Here is a 20,520-nt window from a genome sequence, read left to right as displayed (position 1 = left end):
ATCTCGGCGACGGCGCCGGGCAGCAGGCCCCGCTGGAGCACGGCGCTGATGGTGGCCTGGCGGGCGTACTGGCGGGCGGCGCCGATGGCCAGCGCCACCCGGCGGCTGAGGTCCTCGACCAGGCCGGTGACCTCGTCGGGGAAGCGGGCGAGTCCGGCCCGGCCGATGACCAGGGTGCCCAGCGGACGGCCGCCCGCGACGAGCCGGTAGGCGAGCGCCGTACCGTACGACCCGCCGGTCCCGGTCGGGGCGCCGCGCCCGTACGACCCGCCGGCTGCGGACGGATCACCGGTCCCGGACGAGTCACCGGCGCCGTACGGCCCACCGGTCCCGGACGGGGCACCGGCTCCGTGGGAGTCGTCCTCTGTCCAGGCCACGGCGGGCCAGGGGAACGCGACCGGTCCGGAGGCGATCCCCTCCGACGGCCGTGGCGGGTCCTTCTCCAGGGCTCTGCGCAGTTCCTCGATGACGTTCTCGCTGCGGTGCCAGACCCGGGCCAGCCGCGGTCCGGCGCCCGCCGCGAGGTCGCCGGACCAGCCGCCGCGGCCGGTGGCCTCGTCCTCCAGCCACACCGCGCACCAGTCGGCCAGCCGCGGCACGAGCAGCTGGCCGGTGAGCGCGGCGACCAGGTCCTCGTCGAGCTGGCCGGCGAGCAGGTCGGAGGCCTCGGCGAGGAAGGTCAGGGCGCCGCGGCCCAGCCAGTCCCCGTCCCGCTCGGCCCGCTGCGGCTCGGGGGCGAGGATCTCGGCCACGCCGAGGGCGTACGCCGGGGCGCACGCGCCGTCGTACGCCTCGATGCCGTCGGGGGGCTCGAAGGGCAGCCGCGCCCACACCGTCTTGGCGCCCCTGCGGTAGGTGACGCCCCAGGCCTCGGCGAGCGTGGCGACAAGGCGCAGGCCGCGCCCGTACTCCGGGATCTCGTACGCCGGTTCGGCGCCGCCGTCGCGCGGGGCCCGCGAGGGGTGCTGGTCGGAGACCTCCACGACGACCGCGCCCGCCGCCTCCTCCTCCAGGCGGCACACGAGCTCGACGTCCGTCCCGGCGTGGACGACGGCGTTGGTGACGAGTTCGCTGACGACCAGCAGCACGTCGTCGGCCAGGCGGCCGGTGCGCAGGGCGGGCGAACCCTGCTCGGCCCAGTCCACGAGCGCGGCGCGTACGAGTGCGCGGGCGGAGCCGGGCGCGAGGGGGTTCCCGGCCACGGTCGCGCGCACCTGCGGGCGCTCCGGCGCGCAGGCGTCGGAGGCACCGGAAGCACCGGAGGCAAGGGGAAGGTTCTCCCGTTGCGTCGGAATGGCCCCCATGGCGGCTCCCGGCGGTTCGGACGAATGGGCCTCGGTCGATGCCGACAGAGTGACAGACCGAGCCCGTCCATAAGCGCCGAGTTACCGAAGTGGGCCGCCATGAGTGAGAACAGTGCTACGCGTGTGCTCGAAGCCGGGCAGAAACCTGACCGACTCCGAGCATCCGGGCAGCACCTATTGCTCACCGGGCAGGGCCGGACCGCCCTGCCTACGCCTCGCGCGAGCCCGCGTACATCTCGTCGATCAGGTGCTTGTACTCGCGCTCCACCACGGGCCGCTTCAGCTTCAGGCTCGGCGTGATCTCGCCGTGCTCGACATCGAGGTCGCGCGGCAGCAGCCGGAACTTCTTGATGGTCTGCCAGCGCTGGAGGCCCTCGTTGAGCTGCTTGACGTAGCCCTCGACCATGGCGACCGTCTCCGGCGCGGCGACGACGTCGGCGTACGACCGGTCCGCCAGCCCGTTCTCCTTGGCCCAGTCCAGGATCGACGGCTCGTCGAGCGCGATGAGGGCCGTGCAGAAGTTACGGTCGGCGCCGTGCACGAGGATGTTGGAGACGTACGGGCACACCGCCTTGAACTGGCCCTCGACCTCGGCCGGCGCGATGTACTTGCCGCCGGACGTTTTGATCAGGTCCTTCTTGCGGTCGGTGATCTTCAGATAGCCGTCGGCCGACAGCTCGCCGATGTCGCCGGTGTGGAACCAGCCGTCCGCCTCCAGCACCTCGGCGGTCTTCTCGGGCAGCCCGTGGTAGCCCTGCATGATGCCGGGGCCGCGCAGCAGGATCTCGCCGTCGTCCGCGATGCGCACCTCGGTGCCGGGCAGCGGCTTGCCGACCGTGCCGGTGCGGTAGGCCTCGCCCGGGTTGACGAAGGAGGCGGCGGAGGACTCGGTGAGGCCGTAGCCCTCCAGGATGTGGATGCCGGCGCCGGCGAAGAAGTAGCCGATCTCGGGAGCGAGGGCGGCGCTGCCCGAGATGCAGGCGCGCAGGTTGCCGCCGAAGGCCTCGCGGATCTTGGCGAAGACGAGCGTGTCGGCGACCTTGTGCTTGGCCGCCAGCCCGAACGGCGCCGCGTGGCTGCCGGTGCGCCGGAAGTTGTCCTGGGTGACCTTGGCGTACTCGCGGGAGACCTCGGCGGCCCACTGGAAGATCTTGTACTTGGCGCCGCCGCCCGCGCGGGCCTTGGCCGCGACCCCGTTGTAGACCTTCTCGAAGATGCGCGGCACGGCCGCCATGTAGGTCGGCCGGACGACCGGAAGATTCTCGATGATCTTGTCGACGCGGCCGTCGACGGCGGTGACGTGCCCGACCTCGATCTGACCGGAGGTGAGCACCTTGCCGAAGACGTGCGCCAGCGGCAGCCACAGGTACTGGACGTCCTCGAGGCCGATCAGTCCGGTCGCGGCGATCGCCTTCGCCATGTACGACCAGTTGTCGTGCGGCAGGCGCACGCCCTTCGGGCGGCCGGTGGTGCCCGAGGTGTAGATGAGGGTGGCGAGCTGGTCCTTGGTGATCGCCGCGACCCGCTCCTTGATCAGGCCGGGGTGCTTCTCCAGGTAGGCGGCGCCGCGCCGCTCCAGCTCGGCGAGGGTGAGGACCCGCTCGTCGCTCTCGACGCCGGCCGGGTCGATCACCACGACATGGGTGAGTTCGGACAGTTCGGCGCGCTTCTCCTGCGCCTTGGCGAGCTGGGCCGCGTCCTCGGCGATCAGCACGCGGCTCTCCGAGTCGGAGAGGATGAACGCCGACTCGTCGGCGTTGGTCTGCGGGTAGACCGTGGTCGTGGCGGCGCCGGCGCACAGGATGCCCAGGTCGGCGAGGATCCACTCGACCCGGGTCGAGGAGGCCAGGGCCACCCGCTGCTCGGGCTGCACGCCCAGCTCGATCAGGCCCGCGGCGATCGCGAAGACCCGCTCGGCGGCCTGCGCCCAGCTGAGCGACTTCCAGTCGTCCGGCCCCTGCCCCGAGTCCGCCACCACCGGGTAGCGGTAGGCCTCGGCGTCCGGAGTGGCCGCCACGCGGTCAAGGAAGAGGCCCGCGACGGACGGCGGACGGTTCTCGATCAGTGTCTGTGTGTCGCTCACGACATCCTCCGGGGCCCGCGACGGTGCGGATGGCTCGGCTGGCTCAGTACGGGCCGGCTCAGTACGGCTGGGTCTGCTCACGAGCTGCTGTCCGAGCGTTGTTTAACTCGCGAGTAACTATCGAGCAGAGATCAGAGTAAGGCGCGACCGCCCCTTGCGTAAGAGGCCGCGGCCTGTCACTTCCTACAGAGAGCGACGGCCCGCACGAGCCGGGGCCCGCCGCGCTTTCGCACGACGAGCCCCGATTGCGCCCGTTTCGACGATGTACCCACGGTAACTCGCGGTTACTTCTTGCCCTTGCCCGTTCCCGCGCTGTCGTCGCTGGAGAGCACCGCGATGAAGGCCTCCTGCGGAACTTCCACGGAACCCACCATCTTCATGCGCTTCTTGCCCTCCTTCTGCTTCTCCAGCAGCTTCCGCTTCCGGGAGATGTCACCGCCGTAGCACTTGGCGAGGACGTCCTTGCGGATGGCGCGGATGGTCTCGCGGGCGATCACCCGGGAGCCGATGGCCGCCTGGATGGGCACCTCGAAGGCCTGCCGCGGGATCAGCTCGCGCAGCTTGGCGACGAGCCGCACCCCGTACGCGTACGCCGCGTCCTTGTGCGTGATCGCCGAGAACGCGTCCACCTTGTCGCCGTGCAGCAGGATGTCGACCTTGACCAGGCTGGAGGTCTGCTCGCCGGTGGGCTCGTAGTCGAGCGAGGCGTAGCCGCGCGTCTTTGACTTCAGCTGGTCGAAGAAGTCGAACACGATCTCCGCGAGCGGCAGGGTGTAGCGGATCTCGACCCGGTCCTCGGACAGGTAGTCCATGCCGAGCAGGGTGCCGCGCCGGGTCTGGCACAGCTCCATGATCGAACCGATGAACTCGGAGGGCGCGAGGATCGTGGCGCGCACGACCGGCTCGTACACCTCGTTGATCTTGCCCTCGGGGAACTCGCTCGGGTTGGTGACCGTGTGCTCGCTGCCGTCCTCCATGACGACGCGGTAGACCACGTTCGGCGCGGTGGCGATGAGGTCGAGCCCGAACTCGCGCTCCAGCCGCTCCCGGATCACGTCGAGGTGCAGCAGGCCGAGGAAGCCGACGCGGAAGCCGAAGCCGAGGGCGGCGGAGGTCTCCGGCTCGTAGACGAGGGCGGCGTCGTTGAGCTGGAGCTTGTCGAGGGCGTCACGCAGCTCCGGGTAGTCGGAGCCGTCCAGCGGGTACAGACCCGAGAACACCATCGGCTTGGGGTCCTTGTAGCCGCCCAGCGCCTCGGTCGCGCCCTTGTGCAGGGTGGTGATGGTGTCACCGACCTTGGACTGGCGCACGTCCTTCACGCCGGTGATGAGATAACCCACCTCGCCGACGCCCAGACCGTCGGCCGGCAGCATCTCGGGCGAGTTGGTGCCGATCTCCAGCAGCTCGTGCGTGGCGCCGGTGGACATCATCCGGATCCGCTCACGCTTGTTGAGCTGCCCGTCGATGACACGCACGTACGTCACGACGCCCCGGTAGGAGTCGTACACCGAGTCGAAGATCATCGCGCGGGCGGGCGCGTCGGCGACGCCGACCGGTGCCGGAACCGTCGCCACGACCTTGTCCAGCAGCGCGTCCACCCCGACACCGGTCTTCGCGGACACGCGCAGCACGTCGTCGGGGTCGCAGCCGACCAGGTTGGCGAGCTCCTCGGCGAACTTCTCGGGCTGCGCGGCCGGCAGGTCGATCTTGTTCAGCACGGGGACGATCGCGAGGTCGTTCTCCATCGCCAGGTACAGGTTGGCGAGGGTCTGCGCCTCGATGCCCTGGGCGGCGTCGACGAGGAGGACGGTCCCCTCGCAGGCGGCCAGCGACCGCGAGACCTCATAGGTGAAGTCGACGTGCCCCGGGGTGTCGATCATGTTGAGGATGTGCGTCGTGCCCTGGTCCGGGCCCGTGGTCGGGGCCCAGGGCAGACGCACCGCCTGGGACTTGATCGTGATGCCGCGCTCGCGCTCGATGTCCATGCGGTCGAGGTACTGGGCGCGCATCTGCCGCTGCTCGACCACACCGGTCAGCTGGAGCATCCGGTCGGCGAGCGTGGACTTGCCGTGGTCGATGTGCGCGATGATGCAGAAATTGCGGATCTGAGCCGGGGCGGTACGGCTCGGCTCGGGCACATGGCTAGGGATCGCGGGCACGCAGGGTCCTGATTCTTGAGGCGTCCGCAGTGTGTGCGGTCTCGGGTCGGATCGTTACGCAGCCTCCATGGTCCCACGCGCGGCGACCTGAAGCCGGTTTGGGCCAGCCGGAGAGCCCCTGGTAACGTGGGCACCTGTGTCTCTTGCCCTCTCAGCGCGAGACACGCCCCAAGAAAATCACCGGCGCGGGACCCGAGCGGCCCCGTGCCAGAACCTGTGAAGGCTCATTCGTGGCGAACATCAAGTCCCAGATCAAGCGGATCAAGACCAACGAGAAGGCCCGGCTGCGCAACAAGGCCGTCAAGTCCTCCCTGAAGACCGCGATCCGCAAGGCCCGCGAGGCTGCTGCCGCGGGTGACGTCGAGAAGGCCACCGAGTACCAGCGCGCTGCCGCGCGTCAGCTCGACAAGGCCGTCTCCAAGGGCGTCATCCACAAGAACCAGGCCGCCAACAAGAAGTCGGCGCTGGCTTCCAAGGTCGCCAACCTCAACGGCTGATCCTCTTTCTTGATCTGACCGCCGGAAGGACCCAGAGCGGGCCCTCTCTCATCCGCTCCCGTCCGGCACCCATGGATCTGCGCGCGGCCTGCGTTCGCCACGCGGGCGCGGATCCCCCGGTTCGAACCGAAGGCCCCGGCACCTCGCCCTTCCCCAGGACGAGCACCGGGGCCTTCGGCATACGCGCGGCCAGCTCCCCGGACGCGGTCCGATCTCCGGACGCGGTCCGGGGCGGGTCGGGGCGGGTCGGGGCGGGTAAAGGTGGGGGCGGATGCGAGGGCGGGCAAAGGCAGGGGAGGGAAAGCGGCAGGGGTGGGCAAGGGCAGCGGCGGCCGTCCCCGACCGCGTCCGGTTACGCCGGTCCTCGGGATCGCGGACCGCGAACTGCGGACCTCCTCCGGGTTACGCCCGACCTCGGGACCGGGGGCTGCGGACTGGCTCCGGGTCACGACCGTCCTCGGAACCGTGGGTCGCGGACTGCCTCCGGGCTACGCCCGTCCTCCGGACCGCGGACTGCGGACTGCCTCCGGGTTACGCCCGTCCTCGGGACCGGGGGCCGCGGACTGGCTCCGGCGTTACCCGCCCTCCGACCGCGGACTACGGACTACGGACTGCGGACTGCGGACTGGCCCTGGATTACGCCCGTCCTCGGGACCGTGCCGCCCGTGCGATCGTCACGACCGCCTTCTCCAGGGCGTACTCGGGGTCGTCCCCGCCGCCCTTGACCCCGGCGTCGGCCTCGGCCACCGCCCGCAGGGCGACGGCGACCCCGTCCGGCGTCCATCCCCGCATCTGCTGCCGGACCCGGTCGATCTTCCACGGCGGCATCCCGAGCTCCCGCGCCAGATCGGCCGGCCGCCCACCACGCGCCGAGGACAGCTTCCCGATCGCCCGCACCCCCTGCGCCAACGCACTCGTGATCAGCACCGGCGCCACCCCCGTCGCGAGCGACCACCGCAGCGCCTCCAGCGCCTCCGCCGCCCGCCCCTCGACTGCCCGGTCCGCGACCGTGAAACTCGACGCCTCGGCCCGCCCGGTGTAGTACCGCCCGACGACGGCCTCGTCGATCGTCCCCTCGACATCGGCGACCAGCTGCGCCGCCGCGGACGCCAGCTCCCGCAGATCGCTGCCGATGGCCTCGACGAGTGCCTGGCACGCCTCCGGTGTGGCCGACCGTCCCAGCGTGCGGAACTCGCCCCGCACAAACGCCAGCCGGTCCGCCGGCTTCGTCATCTTGGGGCACGCCACCTCCCGCGCCCCCGCCTTGCGCGCGGCGTCCAGCAGGCCCTTGCCCTTGACCCCGCCCGCGTGCAGCAGCACGAGCGTGATCTCCTCGGCCGGTGCCCCGAGATACGCCTTCACGTCCTTGACCGTGTCGGCGGACAGATCCTGCGCATTGCGTACGACCACGACCTTGCGCTCCGCGAAGAGCGACGGGCTCGTCAGCTCGGCCAGCGTGCCGGGCTGCAACTGGTCCGAGGTCAGGTCGCGTACGTCCGTGTCGGCGTCGGCGGCCCTCGCGGCGGCCACCACCTCCTGCACGGCGCGGTCGAGCAGCAGGTCCTCCTGGCCCACGGCGAGCGTCACCGGGGCGAGAGGGTCGTCATTCGCAGTCTTCCTTGCCATCGGGACAAGCATGGCACGGCCCACTGACAACGATCCGCGAGTCGGCCCTCGGCAGGCCGGCCGGAGAGTGCCACCGCGGGACCGGATCCCCGCCCCGCCGCCGTCCCCGCCCCGCCGCCGTCCCCGCCCCGCCGCCGTCCCGGCGCCCGCCGTCCGCTGGATTCCTCGTCCCCGGGTTACGGCTCCTCCCGATCCCGGGTTACAGCTCCTCCCGATCCCGGGTTACGGCTCCTCGCGCCAGCCGTCCCACTCCCCCGCGAACGCGTCCAGCTCCCGGGGGTCCAGCCGCCCCTCCGCGTCCTGGAGGACGAGGAGCCACTGCGCGTCCTCGGCATCGTCCTCGCCGGCCAACGCGTCCCGCACCAACTGCGGCTCCTCGTCGAGTCCGAACCGCTCCCCGAGCGCCTCCACCGCCTCCTCCGCGGCATCACGGTCGGGCAGCACCAGCACATGTCTCACATCGCTCACGGGCCCATTCTCCGGCACCGCGACACCCGGCAGCCGCCACCTCCCGTCGCCTCACCCCGTCCCCTGTCCCCCGTCCTCCGTTCTCGCCTCACCCGCCGCCTGTCGTCCCTTCTCCCTTCACCCCCGTCGCCCGTCGTCCCCCAGTCGTCCGCCACCCGTCATCCGTCCTCGGTGACCCTCAGCTCCCCCTTCTCCTCGGTCACCGCCAAGGCCCCGTCCACATCCGTCCGCAGCACCACGGCTCCGCCGGCCCGCAGTGCGGCGACCGTGCCGGGGGCCGGGTGCCCGTACGGGTTGTCCGCACCGCAGGAGATGAGGGCCAGCCGTGGCGACACCACCCGTATGAGATCCGGATCCTGGTAGGCCGAGCCGTGATGGGCCACCTTGAGTACGTCCACCGCCGCCAGCGCCCGGGCCGCCGGTGACCGCAACAGCGCCTGCTGGGCCGGAGGTTCGAGGTCACCGAGCAGGAGCAGCCGCAGTCCGGCCGACCGCACGAGCAGCGTGACACTGGCGTCGTTCGGACCGTCGGGCGCGGGCACCTGACGCGGCGGCGGCCACAGCACCTCCCACGAGAGGTCGCCGATGCGGCGCTGTTCCCCGGCGGCGGCCTCGATGACCGGGACGCCGTGCGCCGCGGCCTGCGTCCGCACGAACCCGGCCTGGTCCGCGGGCTCCGCGAACCCCGTCGTCTCGATCGCGCCCACCGAACGTCCGCGCAGCACGCCCGGCAGTCCCGCCACATGGTCGGCGTGGAAGTGGGTCAGCACGAGCAACGGGATCCTGGTGATGCCGAGGACGCGCAGACACCGGTCGACCGACGCCGCGTCGGGTCCGGCGTCCACGACCACACCGGTGCCCTCCCCGGCCGCCAGCACCGTCGCGTCCCCCTGCCCCACATCGCACACGGCGTACCGCCAGCCCGGCGGCGGCCATCCGCTGATCACCCTGGTCAGCGAAGGCGGCCGCACCACCACTAGGACGAACAGCACCCCACAGGCCCCGGCCAGCCACGGGTTCCTCGGCAGCCGCCGCCCGACCGCCACGACCACCACCATGCCGAGCGCGAGCAGCAGCGCGCCCGCCCAGCTGCCGGGCCAGTCCACTCCCCCACCCGGCAGTGCGGCCCCGTACCGTGCCACGCCCGCGATCCAGCCCGCCGGCCAACTCGCGCACCACGCCAGTGCCTTGGCCACCGGCATCATCACCGGCGCGGTCGCCAGCGCTGCGAAGCCCAGCACCGTGGCCGGTGCGACCGCGAACTCGGCGAGCAGATTGCACGGCACCGCCACCAGACTCACCCGCGCCGACAGCACGGCGACGACCGGCGCGCACAGCATCTGGGCCGCGCCCGCCGCCGACAGCGCCTCGGCCAGCCGCGGCGGCACCCGTCGCCGTCGCAGCGCGGCACTCCAGCGCGGCGCCAGCGTGAGCAGCGCGCCGGTGGCCAGCACCGAGAGCAGGAAGCCGTAGCTTCGGGCCAGCCAGGGGTCGTACAGCACCAGCACCAGTACCGCCGTCGCCAGCGCCGGGACGAGGGATCTGCGGCGACCGGTCACGAGGGCGAGCAGCGCGACCGTGCCGCAGGCCGCCGCCCGCAGCACACTCGGGTCGGGTCGGCACACGACCACGAACGCGACGGTGAGCGCGCCGCCGAACAGTGCCGTCGTGCGGAGCGGGATGCCGAGGCGGGGTGCGAGGCCGCGCCGCTCGACCTGCTGGGCCAGGCCGGGCGGCCCGAGGAGCAGGGCCAGGAGGATCGTCAGATTGCTCCCGGAGACCGCCAGGGTGTGCGCGAGATCGGTTCTTTTGAAGGCCTCGTCCAGTTCGGGTGTGATGCGCGAGGTGTCCCCGACGACCAGGCCGGGCAGCAGCGCCCCCGCGTCCCCCGGGAGCCCTTCGGTGGCTTGCCGCAGCCCCGCGCGCAACCGTCCCGCGAACCGCTGCGCCCCCGAGGGGCCCTTCGTCACCTCCGGCGCCGCCCGGTCCCGGACCCGCAGCACGGCCGCGATCCGGTCGCCGCCTGTCGTGGCCGGAGCCAGCCGCCCGGTCACCCGCAGCCGGGTCGAGGGCAGCAGCGCCAGCCAGGGCGAGCCCGCCACCCCACCCCCGGACCCGGCAGCGGCCCCTGACGTACCGCCGGCCTGCCCCGGCCGGGCGCGAGCCGCGCGGACGTCGACGATCATCAGGACCGGTGTCCGTGTCGACACCGTCGCCCCGCCCGGCTGCTCCACCCCGCGCACCTCGGCCTCGATCAACGCGGAGACCGGCGCCGCGCGATCGCCTCTGGCACGAGGTGCGAAGAGCCGCGGGTCCGAGGTGATCTCTACCTCGGCGGTGACGGTGGCGTACTGCCGTGCCAGCGCCGGCACCGGTCCCCGGCGCAGATCCGCTCCGTGCAGCCCGGCCGAAGCGGCTGCCGCCGCCGCACACAGCAGCACGGCGGCGATCGTCGCCCGCGGCCAGGTGCGCGTTCCGGACTTCCCTCCGCCGGCGGTGCCCGGTCCGGAAGAAGATCGCCCGGCGGTGTCCGATCCGGGTGGGAGCCGCCCGGCGGTGTCCGATCCGGGTGCGAGCCGCCCGGCGGTGTCCGATCCGGGTGCGAGCCGCCCGGCGATGCCCGGTCCGGGCGCGAGTCGGCCGACTCCGGCCGGCCTGCGGGTCAGCAGGAGTGTGCCGCCCAGGGCCAGACCCGCGGCCACGACGGCGACGACATGCCCCGTCGGCGCGTCCAGTGTCAGCGCGGCCGTCGCCCAGGCCGCGAGGGCCGGGGGTACGAGTCGCAGATCGGTCGGTCCTTCCTGTCGCGGGTGGGCCACCCCCAGCCGGTTTCCCGAGTCGGCGTGAACGGTTCGGCGAGAGCGGGAGGAGGGAGCCGGAGAATCGCGGCGGGGGCCGCGGCTCACGGCCGTACGGGATTCCGCGCTCACGGCCGTACGAGATTCCGCAGATCGGCGAAGCGGCGGTCGCCGATGCCGTTGACGTCGCGCAGTTCGTCCACCGACCGGAAGCCGCCGTGCTGCACGCGGTAGTCAAGAATGTGCCGGGCCAGCACGGGCCCCACGCCGGGCAAGGTGTCGAGCTGTTCCACGGTGGCCGTGTTGAGCGAGAACGGAGCCGCAGGCAGGGCGCCGCCGGCCGGTCCGCCGCCGGGAGTGGCGCCCGTACCGGGCCCGGCCGCCGCGGCCGGTGCCGGACCGCCGACGATCACCTGCTCCCCGTCCACCAGGAACCGGGCGCGGTTGAGGCTGTCGGTACTGGTACCGGGACGCACCCCACCGGCCGCGCGGAGTGCGTCGACGACGCGCGAACCGGCGGGCAGGCGGTGGATCCCCGGATCACGGACCCTGCCGCTGACGTCGACGACGATCTCGGTCCCGGCTGCACCGGTCCCACCCGCGCCCGCGCTCGGACCTGCCGTGCCCGCCTGCTCCTCGGCGCCTTGCGCACCCGCCGCGCCCGCCGTGCCCGGGGAGCCGAACGCAGCGCCCGATGCGGCCGGCCCGCCCGCGGCCCGACCCTCGTACGGCGCGGCCGCCCGCACCGTTTCCGGCGCCTGGACGGACCGGGGGCTGCCGGCCCAGAAGTGCTGCGCGGCGAAGCCCGCCGCGACGACGAGCACCACCGTGAGCGCGACCACGTTCCTGCGTTCCAGACCGCACCGTGTCTGCAACCACACCGGCATCCGCTCCCGCACGGCCGGTCCGACCCGCTGCCGCCAAGTCCCGCGTGCACGGCCGGAGTCGGAGGCGTCCCCGACGCCGAACAGGGCCCTCATACCCGTCATGGCCCTCATGCCCGGCGTCTCGGACTCGGGTTGCACGTGGGTTCCGGTCACGGCGGCCCGGGCACGCGGCTCGCGTCGACCGAGGGGTGGTCCGCCGTCGCCCGCAGGCGCGGGTGCCGGGTCCGGCGGCCCGGTCCCGGGCTCGTGCCGCTTGTCCGTGCGGTCGGCGAAGAGCACCTGGACACGTCGGCGGAGCTCCTGCGCCGATGCGTGACGGTGCCGGGAGCGGCTGCGGGCAGCCGGTGAACGGCGGTGGCGGGCGCGGACGTCGGAAGCGGGGCCCCGGCCGGGACCGCTGGTCGCGGATCCTGTGTGTGAGCGTGATCGAAGTGCCATGCGACGAGGATCGGGCATCCTGGCATTTCGTGTTGATCTTGCTCAAATACCGTGGAACACCGTCGAATTGTGGATAACTTCGCCCCTCACACGGGTGAGTCCTGCGGCGCGGTCGGACTGTCCGGCTGCACGGTGGGCTTCACCGGCCGCACGGCCGTCCCTGCGTCACCGTGCCGACACCACGACGCCCAGCAGTCCGGGCCCCGTGTGCGCGCCGATCACCGCTCCGACCTCGCTGACATGCAGGTCTGCCAGCCCGGGGAGGCGGGTCCTCAAGCGGTCCGCGAGGGCGGAGGCCCGGTCGGAGGCGTCGAGATGGTGGACGGCGATGTCGACGCAGGCGCTGCCGGCCCGGTCGGCCACGATCTCCTCGATACGGGCGATCGCCTTCGCGGCCGTACGCACCTTCTCCAGGGGGCCGATCCGGCCGTCCTCCAGTTGCAGCAGCGGCTTCACCGCGAGCGCGGAGCCCAGCAGTGCCTGCGCGGCCCCGATCCGGCCGCCGCGGCGCAGGAAGTCGAGGGTGTCGACGTAGAAGTAGGCGGAGGTGCCGGCGGCCCGCTTCTCCGCGGCGGTGACGGCCTCGTCCACGGTGCCGCCCGACTCGGCCGCTCGCGCCGCGGCGAGCGCGCAGAAGCCCAGCGCCATCGCGACCATGCCGGTGTCCACCACGCGGACCGGCACCGGCGCCTCGCGCGCCGCGACGACCGCCGCGTCGTACGTCCCGGACAGTTCGGCGGACAGGTGCAGCGAGACGATGTCCGTGGCACCGGACTCCGCGATCCGGCGGTAGGTCTGTGCGAACTGCTCCGGGCTGGGGCGGGAGGTGGTGACGGGGCGCCGCTTCTGGAGTGCCTGGGCCAGGGAGCGGGTGGAGATCTCGGTGCCCTCTTCGAGGGCCTGTCCGCCGATGACCACGGTCAGGGGCACCGTGGTGATGCCATGGCGCTCCGTCGTCCGGGGCGGCAGGTAGGCCGTTGAATCGGTGACGATCGCGACATGGCGGGACATGAGCTGGAGGTTACCTGGCGTAGCGCCCGAGCGGCAGTCCGGCCCCTCGCACCCGGACGGTGTACGGCCGGATCAGGTGGTGCTCTCGGGGCGGGGCTTCTTCTGCCAGGGGTAGGCGGGGCGCCGGAGCGGCGGGGTGATGGCCGGTTGCGTCGGCTCGGCCGCCGGGCGGGACCAGGGGGACCCCGAGCCGGTCGGGTCGTCCGCCGGGGCGCCGGCCGCCGGTGCCTCGGGCCACGGGGCGGACGTGGGGGTGGGGGTGGGATCCGCGGTGGTCCAGTGGCGCAGTGCGCCCGCCTCGACGTCGATCTGTGCGCTCAGGGAGTCGAGGTCGTCCTGCGCGAACCGGCCGGCCCGGTCACGGGCCGCCCAGCGCAGGGAGTCCGCGGACTTGGTGATGCGCTCGGTGCGCTCGCGCAGGCCGGGCAGCCGCTCGGCGAGCGTGGCCCGGTCCGGTTCGGATTCCAGGCGCTTGAGATCGCGGTCCAGTTCGAGCCCGTGGGCGCTGAGGCGCTCGAAGAGGCCGATGGACTCCTTGAGGGACTCGTCCTCCGCCACACCCGAGCGCAGCGCGTCCTGGGTGGCGCGCATCGAGGTGCGCAGCCGGAGCCGGAGCTGGGCGATCTCGCCCGCCGGTCCGGGCTGTGTGAACGACTTGGCCCGCAGCGTGTGGTCCTCGACCGTGCGGCGGGCCTGGTCGAGGGTGCGGTCCACACCGCGCTTGGCGGCACCGACCACCTTCACCGTCGCGTAGGCGCCGAGCACCACGAAGAGCAGGAAGAGCAGGGCGATGACTGTGATCACGGTTGCCACGGTGCTCCTCCTCGGACTGCCGCGGCACGCGCCGCGCCGCCCTATCAACGGTAAACGCAACGGGCAGGTACGGAGTTCCGTCAGAACCCCGAACCTGCCCGTAGGGGACCACCCCGAGCCGGACGGCCGGGCCGGCCGGCCGGGGACCGGGACGACCGACCGGGACGGCCGGGCTCACGGGCGGCCGGGTCTCGCGACCGGCCGCCCGCAGGATCCGCGGCTACGCCGTGACGATGTTCACCAGCTTCGGCGCCCGCACGATCACCTTGCGGATTCCCGCGCCGTCCAGCGCCGCGACGACCTTCTCGTCGGACAGCGCGATCTTCTCCAGGTCCTCCTCGGAGATGGCCGGGGAGACCTCCAGGCGCGCCTTGACCTTGCCCTTGATCTGCACGACGCAGGTCACGGTCTCGTCCACGACGTAGGCGGGGTCGGCCACGGGCAGGTCCTGGTGGACGACCGAGTCGGTGTGGCCCAGCCTGCGCCACAGTTCCTCGGCGATGTGCGGGGCCAGCGGCGCGATCAGCAGCACCAGCGGCTCGGCGACCGTGCGCGGGATCGCGCCGCCCGCCTTGGTCAGGTGGTTGTTCAGCTCGGTGACCTTGGCGATGGCGGTGTTGAAGCGCAGCCCCTCCAGGTCCTGGCGCACGCCGTCGATCGCCTTGTGCAGGGCGCGCAGCGTCTCCTCGTCGGGCTCGGCGTCGGTGACGGTGACCTCGCCGGTCGCCTCGTCGACGATGTTGCGCCACAGCCGCTGCAGCAGCCGGTACTGGCCCACCACCGCGCGCGTGTCCCACGGCCGCGAGACGTCCAGCGGGCCCATCGCCATCTCGTACAGGCGCAGCGTGTCGGCCCCGTACTCGGCGCAGATCTCGTCCGGAGTGACCGCGTTCTTCAGGGACTTGCCCATCTTGCCCAGCAGCCGGGTGACCTGCTCGCCCTGGTGGTAGTACGCGCCGTCGCGCTCCTCCACCTCGGCGGCCGCCACGGCGATGCCGCGGCTGTCGCGGTAGACGTAGGCCTGGATCATGCCCTGGTTGAACAGCTTGTGGAACGGTTCGGCCGACGAGACATGGCCCAGGTCGAACAGCACCTTGGACCAGAAGCGCGCGTACAGCAGGTGCAGCACGGCGTGCTCGGCACCGCCGACGTACAGGTCGACACCGCCGTGCGGCTGGCCCTCGCGCGGGCCCATCCAGTACCGCTCGATCTCCGGGTCGACCAGCGCGCGGTCGTTGTGCGGGTCCAGGTAGCGCAGTTCGTACCAGCAGGAACCGGCCCAGTTGGGCATGGTGTTGGTCTCGCGCCGGTACTTCTTCGGCCCGTCGCCCAGGTCCAGGGTGACGTTGACCCATTCCTCGTTGCGCGACAGCGGGGTCTCGGGCTCGGTGTCGGCGTCGTCCGGGTCGAAGGTGCGCGGCGAGTAGTCCTCGACCTCCGGCAACTCCAGCGGCAGCATCGACTCGGGCAGGGCGTGGGCGGTGCCGTCCTCGTCGTAGACGATCGGGAAGGGCTCGCCCCAGTAGCGCTGGCGGCTGAACAGCCAGTCGCGCAGACGGAAGTTGACGGTGCCCTCGCCGATGCCCTTGCGGGCCAGCCACTCGGTGATGCGGGCCTTGGCGTCGACGACGCCCAGGCCGTCCAGGGAGATCTGGTCGCTCGCCGAGTTGACGATCTTCGCGTCGTACGAGGCGAAGGCGTCGTCCCAGGTGGAGGGGTCCGTGCCACGGTCGTCGGCCGACTCCACGACACAGCGCATCGGCAGCTCGAAGGCGCGCGCGAAGGCGAAGTCGCGGGTGTCGTGCGCCGGGACGGCCATGATCGCGCCGGTGCCGTAGCCCATCAGGACGTAGTCGGCGATGAAGACCGGGATGCGCTCGCCATTGACCGGGTTGGTCGCGAACGCGCCGGTGAACACACCGGTCTTGTCCTTGGCCTCGGCCTGCCGCTCGACGTCGGACTTCGAGGCGGCCTGCGCGCGGTACGCCGCGACGGCCTCGGCCGGGGTGGCGTGACCGCCGGTCCACACGTCGTGGGTGCCCTCCGGCCAGGCGGCCGGGGTGAACTTGTCGACCAGCGGGTGTTCGGGCGCCAGCACCATGTAGGTCGCGCCGAACAGGGTGTCCTGGCGCGTGGTGAAGATGGTGATGTGCTCGCCGTCGATGGGGAAGTCGACGCGGGCGCCTTCCGAGCGGCCGATCCAGTTGCGCTGCTGCAGCTTGATGGCCTCGGGCCAGTCCAGCGCGTCCAGGTCGTCCAGCAGCCGGTCCGCGTAGGCGGTGATGCGCATGTTCCACTGGCGCAGCTTGGCCTTGAAGACGGGGAAGTTCCCGCGCTCGGAGCGGCCGTCGGCGGTGACCTCCTCGTTGGCCAGCACGGTGCCCAGTCCGGGGCACCAGTTGACCGGCGCCTCGGAGGCGTACGCCAGGCGGAACCCGCTCAGGACGTCGGCGCGCTCGGCGGCGGTCAGCTCGTTCCACGCGCGCGTGTGGCCCGGTACGGCGCGTTCACCGGACTCGAACTGGGCGATCAGCGCGGAGATCGGACGGGCCTTGTCCGCCTCGTCGTCGTACCAGGAGTTGAAGATCTGCAGGAAGATCCACTGGGTCCACTTGTAGTAGTCCGGGTCGATCGTGGCGAAGGACCGGCGCCGGTCGTGGCCCAGACCCAGCCGGCGCAGCTGGGCCTTCATGTTGACGATGTTGGCCTCGGTCGACACGCGCGGGTGCGTGCCGGTCTGCACGGCGTACTGCTCGGCGGGCAGGCCGAAGGCGTCGAAGCCCAGGGTGTGCAGGACGTTGTGGCCGGTCATCCGCTGGAACCGGGCGAACACATCGGTGGCGATGTAGCCCAGGGGGTGGCCGACGTGCAGGCCCGCACCGGAGGGGTACGGGAACATGTCCATGATGAACTTCTTGGGCTTGGCGGCCAGCTCGGGGTCGCCGGCCAGGTCGCCCGTGGGGTTCGGCGCCGCGTAGGTGCCGTCGGCGTCCCAGAAGTCCTGCCAGCGTGCCTCGATCTCGGCGGCCATGGCTGCCGTGTAGCGGTGCGGCGCGGCGTCCGCCGGCACGGCGGCGGCAGCAGCGGGGTTCGTCTCGCTCATGATCCTCAAAGCTCCATCGATCGTCTCTGCCTGCGGAAATGAAAAAGCCCCTCGCACAGGAGGGGACGCCGCGCCGATGCCGACCACGGGTCTCACCGGTGGTCGGGACTGATCAGCGCGGCTCGCTAAGCAGAAGGCGTACAGCACGCATGGCGCTAGGGTACCGCAGGCCCTGAGCACGTTGCGTCGCAGTTGCGTATGTCTCCATGGAGATCATGCACACCACACGAAAGCTGAATCAAGTTCAACGATTACTTCGCGTAACAGCAGCAACAGGGACATCGCAACGGACGCGCTGTCCTTTGATAACAACGCAATAACTCAAACCTCGTACCCATCGGTATGGAGCCACTTAGAGTTCGGCAGCGGGACCGCTTTCCCGAAACTGCTCGGAGTTGCCCCCATGAACCCTCGTCGTAGCAACAGCTCGCTCCCCAAGCCCGGCCGGTCGGCCTACGGCGTGGCGTCGGCTGTCGTTCTGCTTCTCATCCCTGTGGTGGTGCTGGTCGGAGGTGATCAGTTCCAGCAGTTCCTCAACTTCGGCGCCGGCGTGCTGTCCCTGGTCTGCCTGACCTGCTCGGTGATCTGGGGCCTCATAGCCCAGGACCGGCTCATCCTCAACACGCGTCAGCGGATCGTCGCGCAGGGCGTCCACCGCGTGACCGCCGTCGGCTCGATCGCCTTCCTCATCGTCCACATCAGCGTCAAGCTGCTCCTGGGACACACCGTCCTGATCGCCGCGCTGCTCCCCTTCAGCCTGGGCGTCAAGGGCAGCGCCGGACTCATCGGTCTCGGCTCGCTGGCCGGCCTGCTCATGATCTTCGTGGGCATCACGGGCGCGCTGCGCAACCAGTTCGCCGCACCGGCCGTGGTCGCCGCCCGCTGGCGCGCGATGCACATGCTGGCCTACCCCGCCCTGTGCGCCGCCCTGACCCACGGTCTGTTCGCGGGCCGTGCGGCCAAGCCCTTCTTCATGGTGTCGTACGAGCTGTGCCTGGCCGGAGTCCTGGCCGCCCTCGCGCTGCGCAGCTCCCCCCGTTCGGTCAAGCGCAAGGTCGCCGACCAGCTCATGCGGTTCATGGGCAACAGCGACATGTCCGCCATGGACGGCCTGGAGGCGAGCCGGGCCCGGGTGGCGGAGTCCGGATCGTCGCTGCCGGGCTACGAGGGCCGTGGCGGCCGTCCGTCGCCGACCGCCGAGACGATGGCCTCCTCCCGTATGACGCCGCCTGCGTCGTCCGCCTCTGCGTACGGCGCAGCCGCCGCCCCGGAGTCCGACAACGGCTTCGCGGCCGCCTACCGCACCGCCAACGCGCCCGCGGGCGGCGGGCAGCAGTCCTACCCGGCCGGCCAGACCGGGCGCGCGAACATGCCGTTCGAGACGCAGGCCACGGCGGCCATGCCGCGTATGGACGCCAACGGCAACGCCGCGGGCAGCTGGCCGGTCCCGTCCCCGCCGCCGGTCGGCGAGGCGCCCCCGTCCGCCTACGACCCGCTCCAGGACACGGGATTCAGCATCCCGGCCTACGGCAGCCAGGGTGCCGCCGGGTACCGCGGAAGTGATGTGTACGACACCGGTGAGACGAACGCCCGGTACAACACGTACAACCAGAACGACACGTACAACAGCGGTCCCGCCAATGAACCAAACCCCGGTGCGTCGTACGACACACCGGGTTCGGGCGAACCTTGGAACATGCCTTCCGGAGGCTATAGGTGAACGAGGCCCTGCCCGACGTTCCAGAAGTCCGCGTGGTCGGCCTTCCGCAACTCACGTCGGGCTTCGACCTTGTCGAGAGACTCGATCTGCCCATGCACCTGAAGGTGCACGGGCCGCTCGAACCCCTGGGCGGAGAGAAGCTCGCGCAACTCTCCGAACGCATCAACCTCAAGGGCCGCGGCGGCGCGGGCTTCCCCTTCCACAAGAAGCTGCGCTCGGTCGCCGAAGCGGCGATCAAGCGCGGCGTCCGGCCGGTCGTCGTCGTCAACGGAAGCGAGGACGAACCGGCCTGCCGCAAGGACACGGTGCTCATCAACCGTGCCCCGCACCTCATCCTGGACGGCGCGCTGCTGGTCGCGGAGGCGCTGGGTGCCCGCACGCTCGTGGTGGCGGTCACCCGTGAGTCCACCCAGCGGTCCATGGAGGCCGCGCTCGCCGAGCGCGGCCTGAGCAACGGCCGGCGCTCGGCGCTGAAGGCCTTCGTCCAGCGCAACCCGATCCGCATGGTCACCGGCGCGGCCGCGTCCGTGATCCGTTCCATCGACGGCGGCCCGGCGATCCCGCCCGGCCGCAAGGTCAGCGCCTCGCAGAACGGCGTGGGCGGCGCCCCGACCCTGCTGTCCAACGCCGAGACCTTCGCCCAGCTGGCGATCGCCGCCCGCATCGGCCCCGAGCGCTACGGCAACACCGGCCTGTACGACGAACCCGGCACCGTCATGCTGACGGTCTCGGGCGCCGTGGCCCGCCCGATGGTCCTGGAGGTCCCCACCGGCGTACCGCTGCGCTACGTGCTCCAGCTGGCCGGCGCCCCGCCCGTCCCCCAGGGTGTGCTGACCGGCGGTTACCACGGCAAGTGGATCGACGCGGCCACGGTCAACGAGGCGATCGTCTCCCGCGACTCCCTGGACGCGGTGGGCGGTGCGCTCGGCGCGGGCGCGATCCTGCCGATCACTCAGGAGACCTGCCCCCTGGGCGAGTCGCTGCGCGTGGCCCAGTGGCTGGCCGAGGAGAGCGCGGGACAGTGCGGTCCCTGCTACCTCGGACTGCCGGCCGCGGCACGCGGCATGGAAGACATCCTCAACGGCGGCGGACCCGCCGCGCTGGAGGCACTCAAGCAGGTCGCCAAGAACGTCAAGCGGCGCGGCGCGTGCTCGCACCCGGACGGTTCCGCGATGTTCCTGGAGTCGACCATCAAGGCGTTCACCGACGACCTGGCCGCGCATGTCCTCGGCAACGGCTGCGGACGGCCCGTGGAAGGCGTTCTGCCGCTCTTCGAGCCGGGAATGGCTCCCGCGGCCATCATGGGCGCCGAAAGGCCCGCAGACGACAGCGAGAGCCGTCAGAAGATCTTCGTCGACTGGACCCTGTGCCGGGGCCACGGTCTGTGCGCGGACCTCCTCCCGGAGGTGTTCGAGCTCGGCGCCGACGGCTTCCCGACCGTCGCGCAGGCGAAGGTCCCGCGTTTCGCGGAGGCCAAGGCGCTGCGTGCGGTGCGCCGCTGCCCGGCCCTCGCCCTGCGCATCGAGGAGGACACCCGCTCGCAGGCGCCCGCCCGCAACCTGCCGGTCGTGTCCCAGGGGCGCGGCCGTCGCGCCCTCGGCCGCTGACCCGAC

General features: G+C 71.9%; 13 protein-coding genes. 3 read left to right on the top strand and 10 right to left on the bottom strand.

Annotation, left to right across the window (positions count from 1 at the left end; genetic code table 11):
- The 3 genes from ABT085_RS26325 to lepA all read right to left on the bottom strand — a co-directional run.
- Positions 1-1,304: ATP-binding protein (locus tag ABT085_RS26325; protein WP_351612700.1), on the bottom strand; the 1,304-nt coding region annotated here is incomplete at its 3' end.
- A 208-nt stretch (positions 1,305-1,512) separates the two neighbouring features.
- A complete protein-coding gene (locus ABT085_RS26320) occupies positions 1,513-3,387 on the bottom strand; it encodes an AMP-dependent synthetase/ligase (RefSeq protein ID WP_351612697.1) in 1,875 nt (624 codons plus the stop codon).
- Between the two features lie 284 nt (positions 3,388-3,671).
- Positions 3,672-5,546 carry a translation elongation factor 4 gene (gene lepA, locus ABT085_RS26315; RefSeq protein WP_351612695.1) on the bottom strand — a complete coding sequence of 625 codons (1,875 nt, stop codon included), beginning with the start codon at positions 5,544-5,546 and terminating at the stop codon, positions 3,672-3,674.
- 230 nt (positions 5,547-5,776) lie between these two features.
- Between lepA and rpsT the strand changes: the two genes are divergently transcribed.
- Positions 5,777-6,043: a 30S ribosomal protein S20 gene (gene rpsT, locus ABT085_RS26310; protein WP_351612692.1), complete on the top strand. Its 267-nt coding sequence runs from the start codon at positions 5,777-5,779 to the stop codon at positions 6,041-6,043.
- 636 nt (positions 6,044-6,679) lie between these two features.
- Here rpsT and holA read toward each other — a convergent pair.
- From holA to leuS, 7 genes are all read right to left on the bottom strand, one after another.
- Positions 6,680-7,669 (bottom strand): DNA polymerase III subunit delta, encoded by a 990-nt coding sequence (holA, locus tag ABT085_RS26305; protein WP_351612689.1) that lies wholly within the window; start codon positions 7,667-7,669, stop codon positions 6,680-6,682.
- A 222-nt stretch (positions 7,670-7,891) separates the two neighbouring features.
- A complete protein-coding gene (locus ABT085_RS26300; protein WP_351612686.1) occupies positions 7,892-8,137 on the bottom strand; it encodes a hypothetical protein in 246 nt (81 codons plus the stop codon).
- Positions 8,138-8,295: 158 nt separating this feature from the next.
- Complete coding sequence (locus tag ABT085_RS26295) at positions 8,296-10,956, bottom strand: ComEC/Rec2 family competence protein (protein ID WP_502982809.1); 2,661 nt, start codon at positions 10,954-10,956, stop codon at positions 8,296-8,298.
- Positions 10,957-11,063: 107 nt separating this feature from the next.
- Positions 11,064-12,260, bottom strand: a complete 1,197-nt coding sequence (locus tag ABT085_RS26290) for a ComEA family DNA-binding protein (RefSeq protein ID WP_351612683.1) — start codon at positions 12,258-12,260, stop codon at positions 11,064-11,066.
- 165 nt (positions 12,261-12,425) lie between these two features.
- Positions 12,426-13,271 (bottom strand): DegV family protein, encoded by an 846-nt coding sequence (locus ABT085_RS26285; RefSeq protein ID WP_351612681.1) that lies wholly within the window; start codon positions 13,269-13,271, stop codon positions 12,426-12,428.
- Between the two features lie 72 nt (positions 13,272-13,343).
- Positions 13,344-14,084 (bottom strand): hypothetical protein, encoded by a 741-nt coding sequence (locus tag ABT085_RS26280; protein ID WP_351612679.1) that lies wholly within the window; start codon positions 14,082-14,084, stop codon positions 13,344-13,346.
- 220 nt (positions 14,085-14,304) lie between these two features.
- Positions 14,305-17,187, bottom strand: coding sequence for a leucine--tRNA ligase (gene leuS, locus ABT085_RS26275; protein ID WP_351612676.1), 2,883 nt, complete (start codon positions 17,185-17,187; stop codon positions 14,305-14,307).
- A 403-nt stretch (positions 17,188-17,590) separates the two neighbouring features.
- Between leuS and ABT085_RS26270 the strand changes: the two genes are divergently transcribed.
- Both ABT085_RS26270 and ABT085_RS26265 read left to right on the top strand, forming a co-directional pair.
- Positions 17,591-18,907: a ferric reductase-like transmembrane domain-containing protein gene (locus tag ABT085_RS26270; protein ID WP_351612673.1), complete on the top strand. Its 1,317-nt coding sequence runs from the start codon at positions 17,591-17,593 to the stop codon at positions 18,905-18,907.
- Positions 18,904-20,514, top strand: coding sequence for an NADH-ubiquinone oxidoreductase-F iron-sulfur binding region domain-containing protein (locus tag ABT085_RS26265; RefSeq protein ID WP_351612670.1), 1,611 nt, complete (start codon positions 18,904-18,906; stop codon positions 20,512-20,514). The genes ABT085_RS26270 and ABT085_RS26265 overlap by 4 nt, the downstream gene beginning before the upstream one ends.
- Positions 20,515-20,520: the final 6 nt, after the last annotated feature.

It is taken from the genome of Streptomyces sp. NPDC002265 (assembly GCF_040296125.1).
Lineage (GTDB): Bacteria > Actinomycetota > Actinomycetes > Streptomycetales > Streptomycetaceae > Streptomyces.
Note: the sequence above shows the minus strand (reverse complement) of the source record. Positions and strands in the feature narration are given on the sequence as shown.

Bases quoted from the DNA above. Each gene is read 5' to 3' on its own strand.
- holA (WP_351612689.1), bottom strand. From the start codon at position 7,669: ATGGCAAGGAAGACTGCGAATGACGACCCTCTCGCCCCGGTGACGCTC.
- ABT085_RS26290 (WP_351612683.1), bottom strand. From the start codon at position 12,260: ATGGCACTTCGATCACGCTCACACACAGGATCCGCGACCAGCGGTCCC.
- ABT085_RS26285 (WP_351612681.1), bottom strand. From the start codon at position 13,271: ATGTCCCGCCATGTCGCGATCGTCACCGATTCAACGGCCTACCTGCCG.
- leuS (WP_351612676.1), bottom strand. From the start codon at position 17,187: ATGAGCGAGACGAACCCCGCTGCTGCCGCCGCCGTGCCGGCGGACGCC.
- ABT085_RS26270 (WP_351612673.1), top strand. From the start codon at position 17,591: ATGAACCCTCGTCGTAGCAACAGCTCGCTCCCCAAGCCCGGCCGGTCG.